The sequence below is a fragment of the Streptomyces sp. NPDC046727 genome (assembly GCF_040645635.1).
GTDB lineage: Bacteria > Actinomycetota > Actinomycetes > Streptomycetales > Streptomycetaceae > Streptomyces.
In genome coordinates this window covers 232,174-253,703 of the sequence record NZ_JBEYYR010000006.1, presented here as the reverse complement: position 1 = coordinate 253,703, position 21,530 = coordinate 232,174, and the positions used below count along the sequence as shown (strand labels likewise).

At 72.8% G+C, this 21,530-nt stretch carries 18 protein-coding genes and 2 pseudogenes; 10 read left to right on the top strand and 10 right to left on the bottom strand.

Features of this window, described 5'->3' with window-relative positions:
- The first annotated feature begins 4 nt into the window (after nucleotides 1-4).
- The 4 genes from ABZ937_RS10110 (at nucleotide 5) to ABZ937_RS10095 (ending at nucleotide 4,781) form a co-directional block, all read left to right on the top strand.
- Nucleotides 5-1,333 (top strand): ABC transporter substrate-binding protein, encoded by a 1,329-nt coding sequence (locus tag ABZ937_RS10110; RefSeq protein WP_361688383.1) that lies wholly within the window; start codon nucleotides 5-7, stop codon nucleotides 1,331-1,333.
- Nucleotides 1,330-2,355, top strand: coding sequence for a sugar ABC transporter permease (locus ABZ937_RS10105; protein WP_361688380.1), 1,026 nt, complete (start codon nucleotides 1,330-1,332; stop codon nucleotides 2,353-2,355). The genes ABZ937_RS10110 and ABZ937_RS10105 overlap by 4 nt, the downstream gene beginning before the upstream one ends.
- Nucleotides 2,352-3,236: a carbohydrate ABC transporter permease gene (locus ABZ937_RS10100; RefSeq protein ID WP_361688377.1), complete on the top strand. Its 885-nt coding sequence runs from the start codon at nucleotides 2,352-2,354 to the stop codon at nucleotides 3,234-3,236. The genes ABZ937_RS10105 and ABZ937_RS10100 overlap by 4 nt, the downstream gene beginning before the upstream one ends.
- Nucleotides 3,237-3,338: 102 nt before the next feature.
- Nucleotides 3,339-4,781 carry a GH1 family beta-glucosidase gene (locus tag ABZ937_RS10095; protein WP_361688374.1) on the top strand — a complete coding sequence of 481 codons (1,443 nt, stop codon included), beginning with the start codon at nucleotides 3,339-3,341 and terminating at the stop codon, nucleotides 4,779-4,781.
- A 48-nt stretch (nucleotides 4,782-4,829) separates the two neighbouring features.
- Here ABZ937_RS10095 and dnaK read toward each other — a convergent pair.
- From dnaK to ABZ937_RS10065, 6 genes and pseudogenes are all read right to left on the bottom strand, one after another.
- Nucleotides 4,830-6,266 (bottom strand): annotated as a pseudogene (gene dnaK / locus ABZ937_RS10090) (molecular chaperone DnaK); the annotation flags it as partial.
- 285 nt (nucleotides 6,267-6,551) lie between these two features.
- Nucleotides 6,552-7,214 (bottom strand): annotated as a pseudogene (locus ABZ937_RS10085) (caspase family protein); the annotation flags it as partial.
- Nucleotides 7,201-7,593, bottom strand: coding sequence for a hypothetical protein (locus ABZ937_RS10080; protein ID WP_361688371.1), 393 nt, complete (start codon nucleotides 7,591-7,593; stop codon nucleotides 7,201-7,203). The pseudogene ABZ937_RS10085 and the gene ABZ937_RS10080, both read right to left, overlap by 14 nt.
- A 95-nt stretch (nucleotides 7,594-7,688) precedes the next feature.
- On the bottom strand, nucleotides 7,689-9,164 hold the full coding sequence (locus ABZ937_RS10075) for a cellulose binding domain-containing protein (RefSeq protein ID WP_361688369.1): 1,476 nt from the start codon (nucleotides 9,162-9,164) through the stop codon (nucleotides 7,689-7,691).
- A gap of 110 nt (nucleotides 9,165-9,274) precedes the next feature.
- Complete coding sequence (locus tag ABZ937_RS10070) at nucleotides 9,275-10,678, bottom strand: HAMP domain-containing sensor histidine kinase (protein ID WP_361688367.1); 1,404 nt, start codon at nucleotides 10,676-10,678, stop codon at nucleotides 9,275-9,277.
- On the bottom strand, nucleotides 10,675-11,391 hold the full coding sequence (locus ABZ937_RS10065; RefSeq protein ID WP_361688364.1) for a response regulator transcription factor: 717 nt from the start codon (nucleotides 11,389-11,391) through the stop codon (nucleotides 10,675-10,677). Before ABZ937_RS10065 ends, ABZ937_RS10070 begins: the two co-directional genes overlap by 4 nt.
- Nucleotides 11,392-11,490: 99 nt before the next feature.
- Between ABZ937_RS10065 and ABZ937_RS10060 the strand changes: the two genes are divergently transcribed.
- Nucleotides 11,491-12,006 carry a hypothetical protein gene (locus ABZ937_RS10060; RefSeq protein WP_361688361.1) on the top strand — a complete coding sequence of 172 codons (516 nt, stop codon included), beginning with the start codon at nucleotides 11,491-11,493 and terminating at the stop codon, nucleotides 12,004-12,006.
- Nucleotides 12,007-12,013: 7 nt separating this feature from the next.
- Here the strand turns inward: ABZ937_RS10060 and ABZ937_RS10055 are convergent, their stop codons facing one another.
- The 3 genes from ABZ937_RS10055 to ABZ937_RS10045 form a co-directional block, all read right to left on the bottom strand.
- Nucleotides 12,014-12,364: a hypothetical protein gene (locus ABZ937_RS10055; RefSeq protein WP_361688358.1), complete on the bottom strand. Its 351-nt coding sequence runs from the start codon at nucleotides 12,362-12,364 to the stop codon at nucleotides 12,014-12,016.
- Between the two features lie 165 nt (nucleotides 12,365-12,529).
- On the bottom strand, nucleotides 12,530-13,396 hold the full coding sequence (locus ABZ937_RS10050; protein ID WP_361688355.1) for a fused MFS/spermidine synthase: 867 nt from the start codon (nucleotides 13,394-13,396) through the stop codon (nucleotides 12,530-12,532).
- Nucleotides 13,397-13,460: 64 nt separating this feature from the next.
- On the bottom strand, nucleotides 13,461-13,871 hold the full coding sequence (locus tag ABZ937_RS10045) for a hypothetical protein (RefSeq protein ID WP_361688352.1): 411 nt from the start codon (nucleotides 13,869-13,871) through the stop codon (nucleotides 13,461-13,463).
- Between the two features lie 265 nt (nucleotides 13,872-14,136).
- Here ABZ937_RS10045 and ABZ937_RS10040 point away from each other — a divergent pair, with 265 nt between their 5' ends.
- Nucleotides 14,137-15,579, top strand: coding sequence for a hypothetical protein (locus ABZ937_RS10040; protein ID WP_361688349.1), 1,443 nt, complete (start codon nucleotides 14,137-14,139; stop codon nucleotides 15,577-15,579).
- 89 nt (nucleotides 15,580-15,668) lie between these two features.
- Here the strand turns inward: ABZ937_RS10040 and ABZ937_RS10035 are convergent, their stop codons facing one another.
- Nucleotides 15,669-16,265 carry a histidine phosphatase family protein gene (locus ABZ937_RS10035; RefSeq protein ID WP_361688346.1) on the bottom strand — a complete coding sequence of 199 codons (597 nt, stop codon included), beginning with the start codon at nucleotides 16,263-16,265 and terminating at the stop codon, nucleotides 15,669-15,671.
- A 264-nt stretch (nucleotides 16,266-16,529) separates the two neighbouring features.
- Here ABZ937_RS10035 and ABZ937_RS10030 point away from each other — a divergent pair, with 264 nt between their 5' ends.
- From ABZ937_RS10030 to ABZ937_RS10015, 4 genes are read left to right on the top strand one after another with little or no spacing between them, the layout of a single operon-like run.
- Complete coding sequence (locus ABZ937_RS10030) at nucleotides 16,530-17,474, top strand: phosphatase PAP2 family protein (protein ID WP_361688343.1); 945 nt, start codon at nucleotides 16,530-16,532, stop codon at nucleotides 17,472-17,474.
- Between the two features lies 1 nt (nucleotide 17,475).
- Nucleotides 17,476-18,558 (top strand): hypothetical protein, encoded by a 1,083-nt coding sequence (locus tag ABZ937_RS10025; RefSeq protein WP_361688604.1) that lies wholly within the window; start codon nucleotides 17,476-17,478, stop codon nucleotides 18,556-18,558.
- Nucleotides 18,549-20,138 carry a hypothetical protein gene (locus tag ABZ937_RS10020; protein WP_361688340.1) on the top strand — a complete coding sequence of 530 codons (1,590 nt, stop codon included), beginning with the start codon at nucleotides 18,549-18,551 and terminating at the stop codon, nucleotides 20,136-20,138. The genes ABZ937_RS10025 and ABZ937_RS10020 overlap by 10 nt, the downstream gene beginning before the upstream one ends.
- Nucleotides 20,135-21,475: an AAA family ATPase gene (locus ABZ937_RS10015; protein WP_361688337.1), complete on the top strand. Its 1,341-nt coding sequence runs from the start codon at nucleotides 20,135-20,137 to the stop codon at nucleotides 21,473-21,475. The genes ABZ937_RS10020 and ABZ937_RS10015 overlap by 4 nt, the downstream gene beginning before the upstream one ends.
- The last annotated feature ends 55 nt before the right edge of the window (nucleotides 21,476-21,530 follow it).

The window sequence follows — 21,530 nt, the reverse complement described above, 5'->3', positions numbered from 1 at the left end:
CGCAATGCGCACGAGCATCCGCCGGTCCCAGCGGTTGATGGCCCTCACGGCCGTCGCCGCGCTGGCCACGGGCTTGCTGGCCGGCTGCGCCGACGACTCGGACGACTCGTCGGGCAGCACGGGCGGCGACGGCAATGGCGGCAAGGGCGGTATCACGCTGACCATCGGGACCTTCGGCGTCTTCGGCTACAAGCAGGCCGGCCTCTACGACGAGTACATGAAGCTCCACAAGGACATCAACATCAAGGAGAACGTCACCACCCGTACCGACGTGTACTGGCCGAAGGTGCTCACCCGCCTCCAGGCCGGCTCCGGCACCGACGACATCCAGGCCATCGAGGTCGGCAACATCACCGAGGCCGTGCAGACCCAGGGGAACAAGTTCGTCGACCTCGGCAAGGACGTCGACAAGTCCCAGTGGCTGGACTGGAAGAACGCCCAGGCCACCACCAAGGACGGCAAGCTCATAGGGCTCGGCACCGATGTCGGGCCGATGGCGATCTGCTACCGCAAGGATTTGTTCCAGAAGGCCGGCCTGGAGACGGACCGGACCAAGCTCGCCGCCCAGTGGAAGGGCGACTGGGCGAAGTACGTCGACCTGGGCAAGCAGTACATGAAGAAGGCGCCCGGCGGCACCAAGTTCGTGGACTCCGCGTCCTCCGTCTACAACGCGGCCCTCGGCGGCGCCGACACCCGGTACTACGACAAGGACGGCAACGTCGTCTGGGACAAGTCCGACGGCGTGAAGAAGGCCTGGGACGCGGCGATGACGGTCGCCACCAGCGACATGTCGGCCAAGCTGAAGCAGTTCGACAAGCCGTGGGACCAGGGCTTCGCCAACGGCACCTTCGCGACCGTGGCCTGCCCGGCCTGGATGATCGGCTACATCGAGCAGAAGTCCGGTGACGCCGGCAAGGGCAAGTGGGACGTGGCGGCGGCCCCGACCGCGGCCAACTGGGGCGGCTCCTTCCTCGGCGTGCCGACGGCGGGCAAGCACCAGAAGGAGGCCGTCGAGCTGGCGAAGTGGCTGACCGCGCCGGAGCAGCAGGCGAAGGTCTTCGCCAAGCAGGCCAGCTTCCCGTCGACCCCGTCGGCGTACGCGGGCCTGAAGCCGGCCGCGGACACCACGACGTACTTCTCGAACGCGCCGATCACGCAGATCTTCGCCGACTCGGCGAAGACGATCCCGGTCCAGTACTTCGGCGTCAAGGACCAGCCGATCAACACCGCGCTCACCGACATCGGCATCCTCCAGGTCGAGCAGAAGGGCAAGTCGCCCGAGCAGGGCTGGGACGCCGCGAAGAACGAGATCAAGGACGTGCTCGGCCAGTGAGCAGCTCCAAGCAGGCTCTCGCGCACACCGCGTCGAGCGCCGAGGCCGCGCCCGGCACCCCGCCGGGCGCGGCCCGGGGCGCTCGCGGTCGCGGCGGGCCGGCGGGCGCCGACTCCTGGCGCAGCCGGCTGTACCGCTGGGACATGAAGGCGTCGCCGTACGCATTCGTCGCCCCCTTCTTCATCCTCTTCGGGGCCTTCTCCCTGGTGCCGCTGCTCTACACGGCCTGGTACTCGCTGCACGACGTGCAGCTGTCGGCCCTCGACCACCAGGCCTGGGCGGGCCTGGACAACTACGAGAAGCTGTTGTCCTCGGACTTCTTCTGGAACGCCCTGCGGAACACCCTCTCCATCGGCATCATCTCGACCGTGCCGCAGCTGCTGGCCGCGCTCGGGCTCGCGCACCTGCTGAACTACAAGCTGCGCGGCTCGACCGTGTGGCGGGTCGTGATGCTGACCCCGTACGCCACCTCGGTGGCCGCGGCGACCCTGGTGTTCACGCTGCTGTACTCGTGGGACGGCGGCATGGTCAACTGGATCCTGCACTTCTTCGGGGTGGATCCGGTCAACTGGCGTGAGTCCGACTGGGGTTCGCAGTTCGCGGTGTCGTCCATCGTGATCTGGCGGTGGACGGGCTACAACGCGCTGATCTACCTCGCCGCCATGCAGGCGATCCCGAGCGATCTGTACGAGTCGGCGGCGATCGACGGCGCCAACCGCTGGCAGCAGTTCCGGCACGTCACGGTCCCGCAGCTGCGCCCGACGATCCTGTTCACCGTCGTGGTCTCCACCATCGGCGCCACCCAGCTCTTCGGTGAGCCGCTGCTGTTCGGCGGGGTCAGCGGGTCCAAGGGCGGCTCGGAGCACCAGTACCAGACGCTCGGTCTGTACATGTACGACCAGGGCTGGATCATCGGCAACCTCGGCAAGGCGTCCGCGATCGCCTGGTCGATGTTCCTGATCCTGCTGATCATCGCCGCGGTCAATCTGCTGCTCACCCGACGGCTGAGGAAGTCCCAATGACGACGAGTGAACTGACGCTGCCCCGGAAGTCCGGCCGGCGCCGCGGTCGTACGGGCGCGGGCAAGCAGCTGCACGCGGGCCCGGTGACGTACGTCGTGCTGACCGTGTTCGCGCTGGTCTCGCTGGCGCCGCTGGTGTGGACGGCGATCGCGGCCTCCCGCACCGACCGGCGCCTGGCCGAGACCCCGCCGCCGCTGTGGTTCGGCGGCAACCTGTTCAAGAACCTGGAGTCGGCCTGGGACCAGGCGGGGCTCGGCACCGCGATGTTCAACTCGCTGATCGTGGCGGGCACGATCACGGTGAGCACGGTGCTGTTCTCCACGCTGGCCGGCTTCGCCTTCGCCAAGCTGCGGTTCCGGTTCTCGGGCCTGCTGTTGCTGCTGACCATCGGCACGATGATGATCCCGCCGCAGCTGGCCGTCGTACCGCTGTACCTGTGGATGTCCGACCTGGGCTGGTCGAACCAGCTGCAGACGGTGATCCTGCCGAGCCTGGTGACCGCGTTCGGTACGTTCTTCATGCGGCAGTACCTGGTGCAGGCGTTGCCGACCGAGCTGATCGAGGCGGCCCGGGTGGACGGGGCGAGCAGTCTGCGGGTCGTCTGGCACGTCGTCTTCCCGGCCGCCCGCCCGGCGATGGCCGTGCTCGGCCTGCTGACGTTCGTGTTCGCCTGGAACGACTTCCTGTGGCCGATCATCGCCCTGAACCAGCAGAACCCGACCGTGCAGGTGGCTCTGAACTCGCTCGGCACCGGGTACGTCCCGGACCAGGCGGTGATCATGGCGGGCGCGCTGCTCGGCACGCTGCCGCTGCTGGTCGCCTTCCTGCTGTTCGGCAAGCAGATCGTGGGCGGGATCATGCAGGGCGCGATCAAGGGCTGATCCGCCCGCTCCTCTCCGGGGGCCGGGTCACCGCCGTCCCGGCCCCTTCTCCCCCATCCCACTCATCCGTCGGCTCTTCCGACCCTTCATGGGAGCGCTTCCATGCCTGACTCCGTGCCTGGTTCCACTCCGTCCGTGACGTTTCCTCCCGCCTTCCTCTGGGGCGCCGCGACCTCGGCGTACCAGATCGAGGGGGCGGTGCGGGAGGACGGCCGTACCCCCTCCATCTGGGACACCTTCAGCCATACGCCGGGCCGGACGGCCGGCGGCGAGACCGGGGACACCGCGGTCGACCACTACCACCGCTACCGCGACGACGTGGCGCTGATGGCCGAGCTGGGCCTGACCGCGTACCGCTTCTCCGTCTCCTGGTCCCGGGTGCAGCCGACCGGCCGGGGACCGGCGGTCCAGCGGGGCCTGGACTTCTACCGCCGGCTGGTCGACGAGCTGCTGGCGCACGGCATCAAGCCCGCGCTCACCCTCTACCACTGGGATCTGCCCCAGGAACTGGAGGACGCGGGCGGCTGGCCGGAGCGGGACACCGCGCTCCGGTTCGCCGAGTACGCGCAGCTGGTCGGCCAGGCGCTGGGCGACCGGGTGGAGCAGTGGATCACCCTGAACGAGCCCTGGTGCAGCGCCTTCCTGGGCTACGGCTCCGGGGTGCACGCCCCCGGCCGCACCGACCCGGCGGCCGCCCTGCGCGCCGCCCACCATCTCAACCTGGCGCACGGCCTGGGCGCGGCGGCCCTGCGCTCGGTGATGCCGGCCCGCAACCAGATCGCGATCAGCCTCAACTCGTCCGTCGTACGGCCCCTTTCCCAGGACCCGGCGGACCTGGCCGCGGCCCGGCGGATCGACGACCTCGCCAACGGCGTCTTCCACGGCCCGATGCTGCACGGCGCGTACCCGTCGTCGCTGTTCGACGCCACGCGCTCGGTGACCGACTGGTCGTACGTCCTGGACGGCGACGTCCGTACGATCAACGCCCCGCTGGACGCCCTGGGCCTGAACTACTACACGCCGACCCTCGTCTCGGCCGCGTCCGGCGAGCTCAAGGGCCCGCGGGCGGACGGCCACGGCGCCAGCGACCACTCCCCCTGGCCCGGCTCCGACGACGTCCTCTTCCACCAGACCCCCGGCGAGCGCACGGAGATGGGCTGGACCATCGACCCGACGGGCCTGTACGACCTGCTCCTGCGCTACACGCGCGAGGCGCCGGGACTGCCGCTGTACGTGACGGAGAACGGCGCGGCCTACGACGACAAGCCCGACCCCGACGGCCGCGTCCACGACCCCGAGCGCATCGCCTACCTGCACGGCCACCTCTCGGCGGTCCGCCGCGCCCTCACCGACGGCGCCGACGTCCGCGGGTACTACCTGTGGTCCCTGATGGACAACTTCGAGTGGGCCTACGGCTACGGCAAGCGGTTCGGCGCGGTGTACGTGGACTACACGACACTGGAGCGGACGCCGAAGTCGAGCGCGCGGTGGTACGGGGAGGTGGCACGGACGGGGGTGCTGGGGGCGGTGGAGCGGACGGGCTGACCGATACGGCCCCGCGCCCCTCGCGGGCGCGGGGGATCAGCGGCGCACGATGCGCTGCACCTTTCCGGTGGCCAGGTCCTTCGCCGAGACGTGCACCGTGTTGTCCGCATCGATCTCGAAGGTGACCTCGATCTGCGGGACGCCTCGTGGCGCCGGCGGCAGGCCGGTCAGCTCGAACATGCCGACCCTCTCGTTGCGCTCGGTCAGCTCGTGCTCGCCCCGGAAGACCTGGATCTGGAGGGACGTCTGATTGTCCTCGGCCGTGGTGAAGATCTCCGAGTGCTTCGTGGGGATCGGTGTGTTCCGCTCGATCAGCCTGGTCATGACGCCACCCTTGGTCTCGATGCCGAGGGACTGGGGGGTCACACCGGGCAGCACGACGTCTTCGCCCGGGCGATGGATGACATCGGCCTGGAGCGCGGCGCCGAGGGCGACGGCCTCCTCCGGGTTCACGCCCGTGACGGGTTCCCTGCCGCCGGTCAGCTCCTTGACGAGCCGGGCGACAGCGGGCATCCGGGTGGAGCCACCGACGAGGACGACCTGGTCGATGGCGTCGAGGGAGATGCCGGCGTCCTTGATGACGTGGCGCAACGGCGGCCCGCAGCGCTCCAGCAGGTCGGCCGTCAGCCGCTGGAACCGGCTGCGGACGATCAGGTCGTCCAGGTGCAGCGGGCCCTCGGCGGACGCGGTGATGTAGGGCAGGCTGACCGCGGCCTCGCGGGCGAAGGACAGCTCGATCTTCGCCTTCTCCGCGGCCCCGCGCAGACGCTGCAACGCCACGGCGTCCTTGCCGAGATCCACGCCGTGGGTCTCCTTGAACCGCTCGATCAGGTGGCGGACGATGCGCTCGTCCCACTCCTGGCCGCCCAGCAGAGAGTCACCGCTGGTGGCCTTCACCTCGATGACGCCGTCGCCGATCTCCAGCAAGGAGACGTCCAAGGTGCCGCCCCCGAAGTCGAAGACGAGGACGGTCCGGTCGTCCGCGCCGAGGGGATGGGCGAGCGCGGCCGCGGTGGGCTCGTTCATGATGCGCAGGACGTTCAGTCCGGCTGATTCGGCGGCCTCCGTCATCGCCCACCGCTCGGCATCGTTGAAGTGGGCGGGGACGGCGATGACGGCACCGGTCACCCGCTCTCCCAGGTACGCCTCCGCGTCCCGCTTCAGCTTCTGCAGGATGAACGCGGCGATCCGCTGGGGGCCGAACCTCTGGCCGTCGACCTCGAACGTCCAGCTGGTGCCCAGGTGACGCTTCACGGCACGGGCCGACCGGCTCACGTTGGTGACCGCCTGGTGTGCGGCGGCCTCACCGACGAGCACCTCGCCACCCGTGGTGACGGCGACGACGGACGGCGTGGCCCGCGCGCCCTCGGCGTTCTTGATGACGGTGAGGACACCGTCCTTCAGAACGCCGACGACGCAGTTGGTGGTCCCGAAGTCGATGCCCACGGCCCGGCCGCCGGCCGAGGACGCCCGCTCCCGTCCCAAGCGCTGCGCCCAGTAGGCCGCGCTGGCCTCCGCGCTGCGCACATTCGAGGAGTCGGCGCCGTAGTACTGCGCGAGAACCCGGCTGATCTCCGCGTACCGCCGTGCCGCGGCCCCCGGGTCTCCCCTGTGTCCGAGCTGCTCCGCCTCGTCGACGAGCAGCCGGCTCCCGCTGTCGGTCGCCTCCCGAAGACCCCCGCCGGACGTCGGCGGCCGGTAGCCCCGATTGTGCGCCAGCACCAGGTCCTCGACCGTGTCCGTTCCCTGCCGGCGCGGCTCCGGCAGGCCCCGGCCGCGCAGCCCGCGATAGAGGGAGCGGTAGACGTGATCCAGCGTCAACTGCTCCGGCGCCCGTGGATCGCCCTCCCTGAGCAGCCTCAGCAGCTCTCCGGTAAAGGCGGTGTTCCGCTCCCCGGCCGGGGCCAGCGCGGTCACCCCGCTCGCGGTGGCGGTGAGGGTGTACGAGCCGGTGATCTGGGTCTGGTCCATCACCACGTCGTCGGGTGCCATGACGTCGATGGCGCGTCCCGAGAAGCAGCAGTCGAGGATGACGACGCGGTTGCGCGCGGGGCTGTCGCCGACGGCCTCCTTCACGCCGTCGTACGGCATGGCCGTGTAGCGCAGCAGGTCCCGCTGGGTCCGGGAGAGCCCGAGATAGAGGTTGCCGCGGCTGTCGAGCAGGCCGTGGCCGGCGTAGTAGACGAGGAGGAGGTCCTCGGCCTGCGGGGCGATGCGGTTGAGCCGGCGGCCCAGCTCCGAGGCCGTGGCCGGGTTCCTGATGACCTCGCAGGACTCCGGGGTGAGCCAGCCGTGCACCGGGGCGCTCAGGGCGGCGGCCAGATCGGTGAGGTTGTGCAGGACCGAGGGCAGGTCGGGGAGGGAGGCGTCGTCCTCGTAGAACGCCGTGCCGATGAGCACGACCCGGGAGGTCGCGCTGTCAGGCCGTCTCATCGGGGTTCCCGCTCCGCTGCTCCTCCCGTCGCAGGAAGCCCGCCAGTTCCGCCACCAAGGCGTCGGAGGTGGTGGCGCGCTGGACGCTGACCTCGAAGGTCTCGCCGCTCGCCCGGACCACCTTCAGGGTCACGTCACGGGTCCGGTGCTTGACCCATTCGACGGCCGCCCGGGCCAGCACGGTGACCGCCCCTCCGGAGGAGAGGGCGATCACCAGGGCCTCGGGCAGCCCGCCCATGTGACCGCTCTCGATGTCGCCGTGCTCCATCCGGACGCGGCCGCGCAGCTCCCGCTCGTGCCGGAACCACTCGGCCAGCTCGCCCAGGTGTGCCGCCGCCGCACCCGCGTCGGAGCCGTCGATCAGCAGTCTGTACTCCACCCTCGTCCCCCGTGCGAAGAGTCGCGTCGACCGCACTGTACGAGAGGATCATCCGCTGTTGAGGGGAAAGCGTAAAGACGGACGACAAGGGCGGATCAGTTGAAGGCGCCGAACGCCTTCGCGAACGCGTACCTGTCCTGGGCGATCGAGCTGCAGGTGGCGTCGGCGGTGGGCTTGGTGCCGCCGTCGCACTGCTTGTCGCGGGTCGCGGACCACATGGAGAGGCCGCCGAGGCCCTTGGACTTGGCGAAGTTCACCAGCTGGGTGGCGTCGTCGACCTTGAAGACCTCGGAGGAGACGTCGTTGACGCCGATCATCGGGGTGACGGCGACGGTCTTCCAGGCGGCGGGGTCGGACAGCCCCAGCACGCTCTTGACCTGCGCCTGGGTGGCCGTCGCGGCCTGCTCGGCGTAGGTGCCCATGTCGCCGTTGTACGAGGCGCCGTAGTCCATCGCCATGATGTTGACGGTGTTGATCTTCACGCCGTTGGACTTGGCGTCGGCGAGGAGGTTCACGCCGTCCTGGGTGAGGCCCTCGGGCATCACCGGGAGGGTGAAGGAGACGTCCAGGTCCGGGTGCTGGGCCTGGAGCTTGGCGATGGCCTGGGCGCGGCGGGTGTTGGCGGCCGTGTTCGGCAGCGCGCCGCCTTCGACGTCGAAGTCGACCTTGGTCAGCTTGAACGCGTCGACGGCCTTGCCGTAGGCCGCCGCCAGCGCGTCCGCGGAGGAGCAGGTGGTGGCCAGCTCGGAGCCGGAGGCGCCGCCGAAGGAGACCCGGACGTCACCGCCCTTGGCGCGCAGCGAGCCGATCTGCGCGGCCACGCCGTCGCCGGTGAGGTCGGTGACCCCGCCCCACTTGGGGGTGCAGCCGCCGCCGTCGGTGAGGAAGGCGAGGTTGTAGTTCTTCACGCCGGTCGCGTCGGCGGCGCCGAGCAGGTCGAAGGCCGGGTAGAGGCTGGTGTCGACGTAGGGGGCGAAGCCGGCGGAGGCGGTGGTGCCGCCGCCGGTGCCGGTGGTCTGGGACGGGGTGGGAGTGGGGGTGGCCGTCCTGGTCGGGGTGGGGGTGGGGGTGGGGGTCGACTTGGTGGCGGTCGGCGTCGGCGACTGGGGCTCGGTCGGCCGGCCGCTCGGCTCGGGGGTCGCGCCGCCGTCCGCGGAACACTGGGCGTCGTCGATACGACAGCCCGTCGGGTCGCCGCTGCCGCTCACCACGAAGCCGACGGTCACCGACTTGCCGGGGGCGACGCCGTCGGTGTCCCACTTGGCCGGCTTGACGGTGACGTGCTGGCCGCTGACGCTCGACTCGCCGTTCCAGAGGGAGCTGAGCCTGGCGCCCGCCGGGAGGTCGAACTCCAGGGTCCAGGTCTTCTCGGTCCGGCCGCTGTTGTTGGTGACGACGTACTGGGCGGTGTAGCCGGTCGACCAGTCGCTGGTCCTGGTGTACGCGGCGTTCACACCGGCCGCGTTGGCCGTGCCGGTGAGCAGGACCGCGCCGCCGCCGGCCACGGCCGCGGCCACCAGGCCGCCTATCGCCTTGTTCCTGCCACTGATCCTGCGCCGGTGCGTGCTCATGCGCGTGCCTGCCTTCACTGCTCACGGGGGTGGGGTGCGGCAGCACGCTAGCGACCGGGAAGTGGACAAATGGCTTGTTCCGGCCGTCGGTTGAAGACCTTAGGGTTCGCTTAAGGAAGGGATCGGGGACGGTTAAAGGTCGAGACCAATTTGCCGGGCCGGCGTCTCCGTGCGGCCCCCCGCTGTCTGCGCCCCACCGGCCCCCGCGCGTTCAGCTGGATCCAGATCCGCACCTCGGTGCCGCCCAGCACCGAGCCGCCGATGCGGACGTCCCCGCCGGTGGACTCGGCGAGCCGGCGGACGATGTCCAGGCCGAGGCCGGTCGAGCCGGTGTGCCCCGAGCCCCGGCCGCGGGCCATCGCCGCCTCCGGGTCGGGTATGCCGGGGCCCGCGTCGGAGACGAGCACGATCACCGCGTCCTCGGCGTTGTGCACGTCGACCGCGAAGGCGGTGCCCTCGGCGGTGTGCCGGAAGACATTGCCGAGCAGGGCGTCGAGCGCGGCGGCCAGGTCGGCGCGGGCCACGGGTATGCGCACCGGCCGGTCCACACCGGCCACCCGCCACTTGCGGCCCTCGTCCTCGGCGAGCGCGGACCAGAACTCCATGCGCTCGCGGACCACCTCGGCCGCGTCGCAGCCGGCACCGGGTCCGGCGGCGGCCGTCTGCGGCTTGGCCTCCCGGGCCGTCCGGATGATGGTGTCGACCTCGCGCTCCAGCTGGGCGACGGCGGCCCGGGTCTGCTCGGCGGCCGGTCCGGCGCCGAGCGAGGCCGCGTTGAGGCGGAGGACGGTGAGCGGGGTGCGCAGCCGGTGCGACAGGTCGGCCGCCAGCTCCCGTTCGCCGGCGAGGAGTTGCACCACCTGGTCGGCCATGGAGTTGAACGCGACCGCCGCGAGGCGGAGTTCGGTCGGGCCCTCCTCCCGCACCCGGGCGCCCAGCTTGCCCTCGCCCAGCTCGTGCGCGCCCTCGACCAGCCGCCGGGCCGGGCGCACCATGCGCACCCCGAGCCGGTCGGCGACCGCGACCGAGCCGACGATCAGCGCGAGACCGACGGCCGCGAGCACCGCCCAGGCCGTGCCGACGCCGTTGGTCACCTCGGACTCGGGGACGTACACCTCGACCACCGCGATGGCGCCGGAGCCGAGCGCGACCGGCTGGAGCAGGGTGGAGCCGCCGGGCACGGCGGTGGTGGAAGCCCGGCCGAGTCTTCGCACGGCCCGGATGTCGCGGCCGGCGGCGCGCTGCCGGCCGAGGTCGAGCGCGGCCCGGCCGCCGTCGGCGGGCAGATGGACGGCCATGCCGGAGTCGGCGCCGGCCGAGGCCACCACCCGCTCCAGCTCGTCCCGGTCGGTGGTGATGGACAGCGCGGGCGCGACCGCGGCTGCCTCCCGCTCGGCATTGGAGAAGGCGCGGTCGCGGGCCATCTCCTTGACGACCAGGCCGAGCGGCACGGCGAAGGCGACCACGACCATCGTGGTGACCGCCAGGCAGACCCTGACCAGCGCCCACCTCATCGCGGGTCCCCGTCCGCAGAGGGTTCGGCGGGGGGTTCGAGCTTCACCCCGACGCCCCGGAGCGTGTGCAGATAGCGCGGCCGGGCGGCCGTCTCCCCCAGCTTGCGGCGCAGCCAGGACAGATGGACGTCGATGGTCTGGTCGTCGCCGTAGGACTGCTGCCAGACCTCGGCGAGGAGTTCCTTGCGCGCGACGACGACCCCGGGCCGGCCGGCCAGGAAGGCAAGGAGGTCGAACTCGCGGCGGGTGAGGTCGAGCCGGACGCCGTCCAGCTCGGCCTGGCGGCGCAGCGGGTCGACGGTCAGGCCGCCGACGCGGAGCACGGGCGAGGGCGGGGCCTCCGCGCCGCCGGAGCGGGCGCGGCGCAGCACGGCCGCCATCCGGGCGGAGAGGTGCTCGACGGAGAACGGCTTGGTCAGATAGTCGTCGGCGCCGGCGTTCAGCAGCCGGACGACCTCCGTCTCGTCGTCCCGGGCGGTGGCGATGATGACGGGCACGTCGGTGATGCCGCGGAGCATCTTCAGGGCCTCGGAGCCGTCCAGGTCGGGCAGTCCGAGGTCCAGGATGACCACGTCGAAGCGGAAATGGGCGACCTCGCGCAGCGCCTCCAGTGCCGTACCGACGCTGCGCACGGTGTGTGCGGCGTCGGTCAGATGCCGGATGAGCGCGGAGCGTACGAACTGGTCGTCCTCGACCACGAGCACACTTGCCATGCGCCGCACCGTACGCCATGCCGGCAACACCGGGCGGGGGCCTGTGGATAACTCGGGGCATGTGCACACCGCCGTCCCGCTGGGGCAGTATGGCCCGCGATGCGCAGAGGACTCGTACACGTACTGGCGTGGCTGCTCGCGACGGGAGCGGCGGTCACGCTGTCGTGGTGGGGTGTGCACACGGTGATGGCGGGGACGGCGTACGACCCGCCGCGCGCCCTGCCGGTCACGGCGGCCGACGCGGACGCCCGGGACGTGACGTCCGCGTCCCGGGCGCCTTCCGCGGCCCCGACCCCGTCGGGCACCGCCCGGCCGCCGGCGCCGTCGCCGACGCGCACCCCGGCCCGCTCGCGGCCCTCGTCCCCCACCGCCTCCGCCTCAGCCACCGCGTCCGGCCGGGTCAAGTCGTACGACACCGACGGCGGCCGGGCGGTGTTCGACCTGGGCCCGGCCGACGCGACGCTCGTCTCGGCGACCCCGGGGACCGGCTGGTCGATGCAGGTGTGGAAGACGGAGAGCTGGATCCGGGTGGAGTTCAGCCGGGGCGCGGACCGGGTGTCGGTGTTCTGCACCTGGCACGACGGCCCGCCGCGGGTGGAGGTCGGAACCTACTGAGCCGGGGTCACTGGGCACAGACGACGTAGACGGTGCCGCTGGCGGCGGCGCCGTTGGCCCGCTGGCGGATGTCGCCCTTCCATCCGATCGGCTGGCCGGCTCCGTTCTGGACCGGCTCGGTGCGCGAGACGTACATGCTGTCCGGCAGGTCGACGCCGACGCCGCCGCCGGTGGCGATGTAGCCGGACGGACAGTAGATCGTGCTGGAGCCGGTGGTGAAGTACTGCGACCGGACGGTGGGGTTGGAGACCGCGGCGTCGGCCGACGACGAGGTGAACGTGTTGAACGCGACCAGGGCGAGAAGGACCGCGGCGACCGCGCCCAGGGTGTAGGCGGTCCGTCGGACAGCAGCACTCATGACCGTTTCCTTTCGGTACCTACCGAAGTGATGGGTCACCAGATCAGCATCAGCCGCAAAGCGACACGCGAAACCCTCCTGAAATGACGCGAGTTGCGCGAAGGCAGACCACTTATGACCGATCCTGATCCGTCGGGCAACTGGTCCCGCCCGGGCCGCGGGGCCCTAGCGAAACACCGAGGGCGGAGGGGCGGGGGAGGCCACCGCGGCATCGTCCGTCACCGGCACCGCGCCGCCGGCGAAGTCGGTGAGATGCCTGCCGTGTTCGACCCGGCCGGGGTGCGGGTCGGAGGCGGCACGGCGGGTGAGTTCGGCGAGCGGCAGCGGGAGGTCGGAGGCGACCAGGATCGCGTTGCCGAAGCGCTTGCCGCGCAGCACGGCCGCGTCGGCGATCAGCGCGAGTTCGCCGAACCGGGCGGCGGCGGTGGCGATCTGGCCCCGAAGGTGGGCGAGCGGCGGGCCGTCGGCGAGGTTGGCCGCGTAGACACCGGAGGGCTTCAGGGCGCGGCGGACCTCGTCCAGGAACTCGGTGGAGGTGAGGTGGGCGGGGGTGCGGGCGCCGCTGAACACATCGGCGACGACCAGGTCGGCCCAGCCGTCCGGTACTTTGGCCAGGCCCGCGCGGGCGTCCACCGCGCGCACCCGGATCCGCGCTCCCGGGTCCAGGGGCAGCTCGCGGCGGACCAGTTGGACCAGGCTCGCGTCCCGTTCGACGACCTGCTGGGTGGAGCGGGGCCGGGTCGCGGCGACGTACCGGGCGAGGGTGAACGCGCCGCCGCCGAGGTGGACGGCGTGCACGGGCCTGCCGGGCGGGGCGACGAGGTCGATGACATGACCGAGGCGGCGCTGGTACTCGAAGGAGAGGTACGCCGGATCGTCCAGGTCGACGTGCGACTGGGGCGCCCCGTCGATCAGCAGCGTCCAGGCCCGGCCGCGGTCCGGGTCGGGGACGAGCTGCGCGAGCCCGCCGTCGACCGGCTCCTCGACGACCGCGGCGGCCGGCCTGCGGCGGGTGCTCCTGGATCTGCCCATCCGTCCATTTTCGCAGCTGCCGCGGGTGCGCGCGTCACGAGCGGCCGCCTGCCACGGGCGGGCGTCAGCGGCAGCTGTCGGCCGCCGCGATCAGCCGGGCCGCCTCCCCGAGGGCCCGGCGCAGCACCGCCGGATCGGTGGCGAGGTCGGCCTCGCCGGGCGGCAGCAGCCAGTCGGACCCCTCCACCGGCGGCTCGGGGTTCAGCCGCAGTCCGTGGCCGTCCGTCCCGGTGCAGGTGCTGCCGGGTACGTCCCAGCCGGCGGCCGTGCCCGCCGGCACCAGGAAGCCGAGGGTGTCGCAGCCGTCGTCGTGCAGCACGGGCCCCACCGCGTCCGCGGCTCCCCGCCGCAGGATGTCGACCGCCTCCAGCCCCTGCCGGGCCGGTACCGTCACGAGGTCGCATGCCGGGTCACCCGCGACGGACGCGGACGACGACGGCGACGTACAAGGATCGTTGCTCTGGCTGGTCTCCATGCCGGCCTCCACCACACAGCCCTGTTGCGGTCCATGGAGTCCAACGCGTCAGTCCGTCAACGGCTACGGCACAAGTGCGCCGCAAAGGATGGCACTTCATGGCAGATCTTGGATGAGATATCCGGTTTGTAGCCAAACACCGCGTGGCGGGTCCTTCACAGCAGGTACGTTCATGCCCGCCGGAACCAGGGCGTCACACGGGCAACTCGTGCGAAATCGCCCCGGCCCCGGCATGGTTCGACGGTTCGCACGAGAGGACCCGGCCATGGCGTCGTCAACGGTGACCTCGTCACAGCCCGAACGGCCACCGCGGCCGAACCTCGCCTTCCGGCAGCTGCGCGGCCGGCGCTCACCGGCCGAGTTCGCGGCACTGGTGCGGCGGGCCGCCCGCGAGATCGGTGAGCGGGTGTGCTGTGACGCGCGTTATATCGGCAGGGTCGAGGCGGGCGAGATCCGCTGCCCCAACTACGCGTACGAACGGGTGTTCCTGCACATGTTCCCCGGCCGCACGCTCACCGACCTCGGCTTCGCGCCGCGCTCGTCCGTCCGCGGGCGCGCGGCGCGTACGGCCGTGGATGCGCCGGAGGAGGGGCTCGCCCCCGAGGCGGCGCCCGGTGAGTCACGCGGAACCTTCGAGCCGTATGACTCGCAGGACCCCCCTGAGAAAGACCCCCGGAACCACGAGGAGAGCGACGTGCTGCGTCGCGCATTCATGACCGGCGGAGGCGCCACGGTGGCCGCCGCCACACTGGCCCCGCTGGGGCTCACCACCGGTGCCGCGGCGGCGGGACGCCCGCTGCGGCACGCCGGATCCCCCGAGGCGACGGCGCTGGAGGAGGCCGTCCGTCGCATCCGCCTGCTCGACGACCGGCACGGCGCGGACGGCCTCTACCGGCGCGCGGCGGCCCCGCTGCGGGCGGCGTACGCGCTGCTCGACGCCGGCGCGACCCGGCAGACCACCGCCGACCGGCTGCACGCGGGCGCCGGGGAACTCGCCATCTCCGTCGGCTGGCTGGCCCACGACTCCGGCCGCTTCGACGACGCGCGCTCGCACTACGCGGAGGCGCTGGCCACCGCCCGGATGACCGGGGACCCGGGCCTTGAGGCGCACGCCTTCTGCAACACCGCGTTCCTCGCCCGGGACGCGGGCCGCCCCCGGGAGGCGGTCCGGGCCGCGCAGGCCGCGCAGCGCGCCGCCCAGCCGCTCGGCTCCGCCCGGCTGATGTCCCTGCTGGCGCTGCGCGAGGCGGGCGGCTGGGCGGGGCTCGCCGACCGCACCGGCTGCGAGCAGGCGCTGGCCCGCGCGCACGCCCTCTTCGAGCGGGGCCGCTCGGACGCCGACCCCGAGTGGATGAGCTTCTACGGCGAGGCCGAGCTGGAGGGTCTGGAGGCGCAGTGCTGGTCCACGCTGGGCGACTGGCGGCGGGCGTCCCGGCACGCGCGGCGGGCGGCGCATCTGCAGGATCCGCACTTCACGCGCAACATCGCGCTCTACACCGCGGAGCTGGCCGACGACCTCGCCCGCGAGGGTCGTCCCGACGAGGCGGCGGCGGCGGGGTTGCGGGTGCTGTCGCTCTTGGACCAGGTCCAGTCCTCCCGCATCCAGACGATGCTCGCGGGTACGGCACGCGTGCTGCTGCCGCACCGGCGGGCTTCGGGGGTGTCGGACTTCCTGGACCGCCATGCGTCGTTGCCCCGGCGGGTGTAGGGACGGTTCGGGGCGGGGGGGCTCCGAAGTCGTCGGTACGCGGGCCGGTGGGGGCTGATCGCGCAGTTCCCCGCGCCGGCGGCAGCCCGTCAAACGGCCAGGTGACCCGTGTCGTTCCAGCTCTCGATCGCCGGTTCGCCGTAGGCCCAGCCCAGGACGGACAGCGAGGTCGGATTCAGGCGTATCCGGGCCGCGAAGTCCAGCGGCAGCCCCAGCCACCGCGCGCCGATGGACCGCAGGATGTGCCCATGGGCGAAGACCAGCACATCACGGTCGGCCGAGCGCGCCCAGGACACCACCTCGTCCGCGCGCGCGGTGACCTCGGCACGGGTCTCGCCCTCCGGGACGCCGTCCCGCCAGATCAGCCAGCCCGGCCGGACCGCGTGGATCTCGGCCGGGGTCATCCCCTCGTAGGCGCCGTAGTCCCACTCCATGAGCGTGTCCCACGCCGTGGCACGGTCGCCGAAGCCGGCCAGTTCGCACGTCTCACGCGCGCGTGACAGCGGGCTGGTCCGCACCTCCACGCCCGCCAGCCCGTCCAGCGGAGCGCGGTGCAGCCGCTCGCCGAGCAGCTTGGCCCCGCGCCGGCCCTCCTCCAGCAGCGGCACATCGGTCCTGCCGGTGTGCTTGCCGGACAGCGACCAAGCCGTCTGTCCGTGCCGGGCCAGCAGGATGCGCGGTGCCATGAGTGACCTCTCCGGAAGCGTGACGCCCCACGGACCCGCACGGGCGCCACGGACGACACAGGGATGAACAACGGGTGGATTCGGTCCCTCCATCATCCCGCACCCCCTGCCGAGGCAACCCGCCGGGCGCTCTCGGCGTCTTCGAGGTCTGAACGCCGCGCCGGGTCATGACCGGAGTGCCCCTCATGGGCGACGTAGGGACACCGTAAAGTGGCACGGTCGCCCGCCAGGGCGCACACACGGCAGAAGGGGGAGGGCGATCGGATGGCGCAGACCGAGACACCGGGCACCGAGGGGGCCCCACGATCCCGGCTGCGCTGGTGGACCGAGCTGCCGCTGATCCTGCTGGTCTACGGCTGCTACTCGGCCGGCCGGCTCCTCGCGCGCGGTGACGTCACCAGCGCCGTCGACCACGGCCTGGCCATCCTGCGTATCGAGAAGGCCCTGTACCTCAACGCCGAGAACCCGCTGAACCGGCTGTTCACGCGGGAGGCGTGGCTCGGGGTGCCGGCCGACTTCTGGTACGCCTCGCTGCACTACCTGGTCACGCCCGCCGTCCTGATCTGGCTGTTCCGCGCGCGTGCCCGGCACTACCGCGCGGCCCGCACCTGGCTGATGACGTCCACGTTCATGGGGCTGATCGGCTTCACCCTGCTGCCGACCTGCCCGCCCCGGCTGCTCTCCGCCGGCCACGGCTTCGTGGACACGATGGCGCAGTACAGCTCGTACGGCTGGTGGGGCGGCGAGGCCAGTGCCCCGCGCGGCATGGGCGGCATGACCAACCAGTACGCGGCGATGCCGAGCCTGCACGTGGGCTGGGCGCTCTGGTGCGGTGTCATGATCTGGCGGTACGGCGGCACCCGCCTGGCGAAGGTCTTCGGTGTCGCCTACCCGCTGCTGACCGCGATCGTGGTCATGGGCACCGCCAACCACTACTTCCTGGACGCGGTCGCGGGCGCCGCCGTGATGGGCGTCGGCCTGCTGCTGGCCCCGCGCGTCATGCGGGTCCTGGACCTGGTCCGGGCCCGGCTGTTCCGCCGTGGCACACCGGTCACGGAAGGCACCGGTTCCCCGATTGTCAGTGCCGGATGCCAGACTTCGGCGGGTGAGCGAATTCCACGGCAGCGCGCGTCACAGTTCGACCCCGCGGCCGGACCGGACGCCTCCCCCACCGACGCGGGAGACGGGGCTCCGGCACCGGCTCGCTGAGCTGCGCGGTCCGGACGTACCGGCCAAGGCCCTGGACGCGCGCGCCCTCGCGGCGCTCGCGGCCAACCCCGGGTGCGCCCGGCGGGCGGTCCTGGACGGCGCCGGGGTGGACAAGGCCCGGCTGGCGACCGCGCTGGGCGCGCCGTCCGGCTTCGGGCAGTCCCAGTTCGCGCTGACCCGGGGCAACGCGTTCGAGGCGCGGGTGAAGGCGGACGGCGGCGCGGAGCTGCTGCGGCTGGTGCACGCCCGGCTCGACCCGGCCGCCGAACCGCCCGCCGCGGCGGCCGTACCCGACCTGACCGCGCACGGCCCCGAGGGTCGTACGGCCCGTACGGCGCTGGCGCTGCGCGAGGCCACCGGGTCCGGCGGCTGGACCCTGCTGGACCATCCGATGCTCGCCCTGGACGTGGCGGGTTCGCTCGCCTTCCTGGAGCCGGACGCGGTGGTGGTGCACCCGGACGGCAGCTGGTCCGTGGTGGAGATCAAGTCCTTCCCGATGGTGGACGGTTCCGCGGACCCGGCGAAGGTGGGCGCGGCGGCCCGTCAGGCGGCGGTGTACGTGCTCGCTCTGGAGGAGGTCGCCGCCCGTCTCCACCCCGTCCCGCGCGTGCACCACCGGGTGCTGCTGGTCTGCCCGAAGGACTTCTCCAACCTGCCCGCGGGCTCCGCCGTGGACGTCCGCAAGCAGCGTGCGGTCACCGCGCGCCAGCTCGCCCGGCTCACCCGTATCGAGGAGATCGCCGGCGCGCTGCCCGAGGGCACGTGCTTCGCGCCCGACCGGCCCGCCGAGGAGCTGACGGCGGCCGTGGAGGCGGTGCCGGCGACGTACGCGCCGGAGTGCCTGTCCGCCTGCGAACTGGCCTTCCACTGCCGGGACCGCGCCCGCGCGGCCGGCGCGGTCACCCGCCTCGGCCGGCCCCTGCGGGCCGAACTGGGCGGCCTGACCACCGTCGCGGATGTCCTCGCGGCGGCCCGCGGCGAGACCGGTGACCCGGACGACCCGGCGGTGGCCGCGCTGCGCCGGGCGGCGGCCCTGCGCGCGGAAGCCCTCCAGGCGGCCCGGGAGGCGGTCCCGTGTCCCTGATCACCACCCTCGCCCGGCTGGAAGCCGTCGACAGCGGCAGGGCGCAGCCGACCGCGACCGTCCGGCACCGGCATCTGTCCGAGCACCCGCTGGTGTTCGTGCCGCTCACCACGGCCGGCGAGACCGGCGCCCCGCTCGGCGCGCTGGTCGGCACCGACCGGGACGCGCCCCGGCTGCTGGTCGTGCCGCAGCCCCGCGACCGCGATCTGCGCTTCACGTTCCTCGCCGACCTGGCCGACGTCGTCCTGCCGTACATCGACTCCTACGCGGAGTCCGTGGAGGCGGCCGAGCGCACCGAGACCGACCCGGAGACCGGCAAGCGGGTCAAGGTGGAGGCCGAGCTGTGCGCGGACGCGCCCCAGCTGATCCTGCCGAGCCGCACGGGCCTGGACTTCGTACGGCTGCTGGGCCGTTCGATGCGGTTCCGGCGCACCGCCGAGCAGGATCCGGAGGCGCCCTACCCGGCGCCGCCCCGGGTGCCGCTGCTCGGCCGCTGGCTGACCCACTACGGCGAGCGGGCCCGGGTGCCCGGTTCCTCGCTGCTGCTCGCCCTGACCGACGTGCTGTCCCGGCACTGGGCGACCGGCCAGTCCGGCCTGGAGGACGAGCACCTGGGCGCGCTGCTCGCCTGGATCGACCCCCCTCAGGGCCTGACCGGCGCCGAGGCCGCCCGCCGGGCCGAACTCGCCAGGGACGCCGACGGCCAGCTGCTGTGCCCGCCGGCCGGCCCAGCCACCGACCCGGCGTTCGACAACAAGCTGCTGGCCCCGGCGATCGAGCGCTACGACCGCGCGCGTACGGCCCTGGCCGCCGCCGAGGACCCGCTGGAGGCCGACGACCGGCTGGCCGCGCTCACCGCGGCCGAGCGGGACGTCCGCGACCTGGTCGAGAGCCGTACCCGGCCCACCTGGGACGCGGTGTGGCGGGGCCTGGACCTGCTGCGGGCGCTGCCGGCGGGCGCGCACGTGGACGGCCGCTGGACCCGGGACCGCTGGTCCTTCACCGGGCACCGGGACCGGGTGCTGGCCGGCGAGCCCCCGCAGCCGCGCCGGGACGACGCGGTGACGGCGGCGAACAAGCTGGCCACGCGCGAGCGTGAGCAGGCCCGGCTGGAGGCGCAGGAGGCGCTGGACGATCCGCTGGTGATGGCGGGGCGGCGGCTGGCCGGCGAGGCGTTCGCGGGCGAGGTGACCGAGGTCGTGATGGCGTACAGCGAGGGCAAGCGGCCGAGCCCGCGCCCGCTGGTGACGGTCCGTACGGAGGACGGGCCGCATCTGGCGGAGCGCGCGAAGGTGTACCGCTCGCTGGGCGGCAAGCCCCAGTCGGCGGAGTTCGTCGGTCAGGAAGCCGACGGTGTGCTGGTCCTCCGCATCCTGGACAGGATGGGCCGCGGCAAGGAGCCCGAGCCCGGGTCCGTGCCGGAGAAGGGCGACCGGGTCTGCTTCACGCTGTTCGAGCACGAGCAGCGCGGTGGCGCGAAGCTGCCCGACGCGGAGGAGACCCCGTGGACGCACGGCGGGCCGCCGGGCGAGCCCGCGCCGGAGGCCCCCGACACCGTGACCGAGGAGGACGTGCTGTGACGACCGTCGACTTCGATCCCGGAGCCGCGGCCGCCCGCGCCACCGACGCGATCCTCCACGACACGCTGCACGGCACCGAGCGGGGCGTGGTGGTGGACTCGCCGCCGGGCGCCGGCAAGTCGACGCTGGTGGTCCGCGCGGCCCTCGAACTCGCCGACGCGGGACGCCCGCTGATGGTGGTGGCTCAGACGAACGCCCAGGTCGACGACCTGGTCCTGCGCCTCGCCGAGAAGAACCCGGACCTGCCTGTCGGCCGGCTGCACAGCAGCGACGCCGACGCGTACGACAAGGCGCTGGACGCCCTGCCGCAGGTCCGCACCTCGGCGAAGGCGACCGAGCTGAACGGCCTCCCGGTGGTCCTCTCCACGGCCGCGAAGTGGGCGCATGTGAAGGTCGACGAGCCGTGGCGGCACGCGATCGTGGACGAGGCGTACCAGATGCGCTCGGACTCCCTGCTCGCCGTGGCGGGCCTGTTCGAGCGGGCGCTGTTCGTGGGCGACCCCGGCCAGCTGGACCCGTTCGCGATCGTCGGCAGCGAGCAGTGGGCGGGCCTGTCGTACGACCCCTCGGCCTCCGCGGTCACCACCCTGCTGGCCCACAACCCGGACCTCCCCCAGCACCGCCTCCCGGTCTCCTGGCGCCTGCCGGCCTCGGCGGCCCCGCTGGTCTCGAACGCGTTCTACCCGTACACGCCGTTCCGCAGCGGCACGGACCACGGCGACCGCCACCTGACCTTCGCGGTCCCCTCCGACGGCTCCGGTCCCGACCGGGTGATCGACGAGGCCGCGGAGTCCGGCTGGGGCCTGCTGGAACTGCCCGCCCGGCACACCCCGCGCACGGACCCGGAGGCGGTCCGGGCGGTGGCCACGGTGGTCCGCCGCCTCCTGGACCGAGGCGGCGCGGCCGTGTCGGAGCGCGCACCGGACCGGCCCGCCCCTGTCACCGCCGACCGCATCGCCGTGGGCACGGCCCACCGCGACCAGGCGGCGGCGGTCCGCGCGGCCCTGGCCGACCTGGGCGTCCCGGACGTCACGGTCGACACGGCGAACCGCCTCCAGGGCCGCGAGTACGACATCACGGTCGTCCTGCACCCTCTCTCCGGCCGCCCCGACGCCACCGCCTTCCACCTGGAGACCGGCCGCCTGTGCGTCCTGGCCTCCCGGCACCGCCACGCCTGCATCGTGATCTGCCGCGCCGGCGTCTCCGACCTCCTGGACGACTACCCCTCCACGGAACCGGTCCAGCTGGGCACGCTGGTGAAGTTTCCGGATGGTTGGGAGGCGAACCACGCGGTGCTGGCCCGTCTCGCGGAACACCGGGTGAGCTGGCGGCCGTGAGCGGGCCCACGCCGACCGGACCACACCACTGGGTCCCACGCCACCCCTCCGCCGG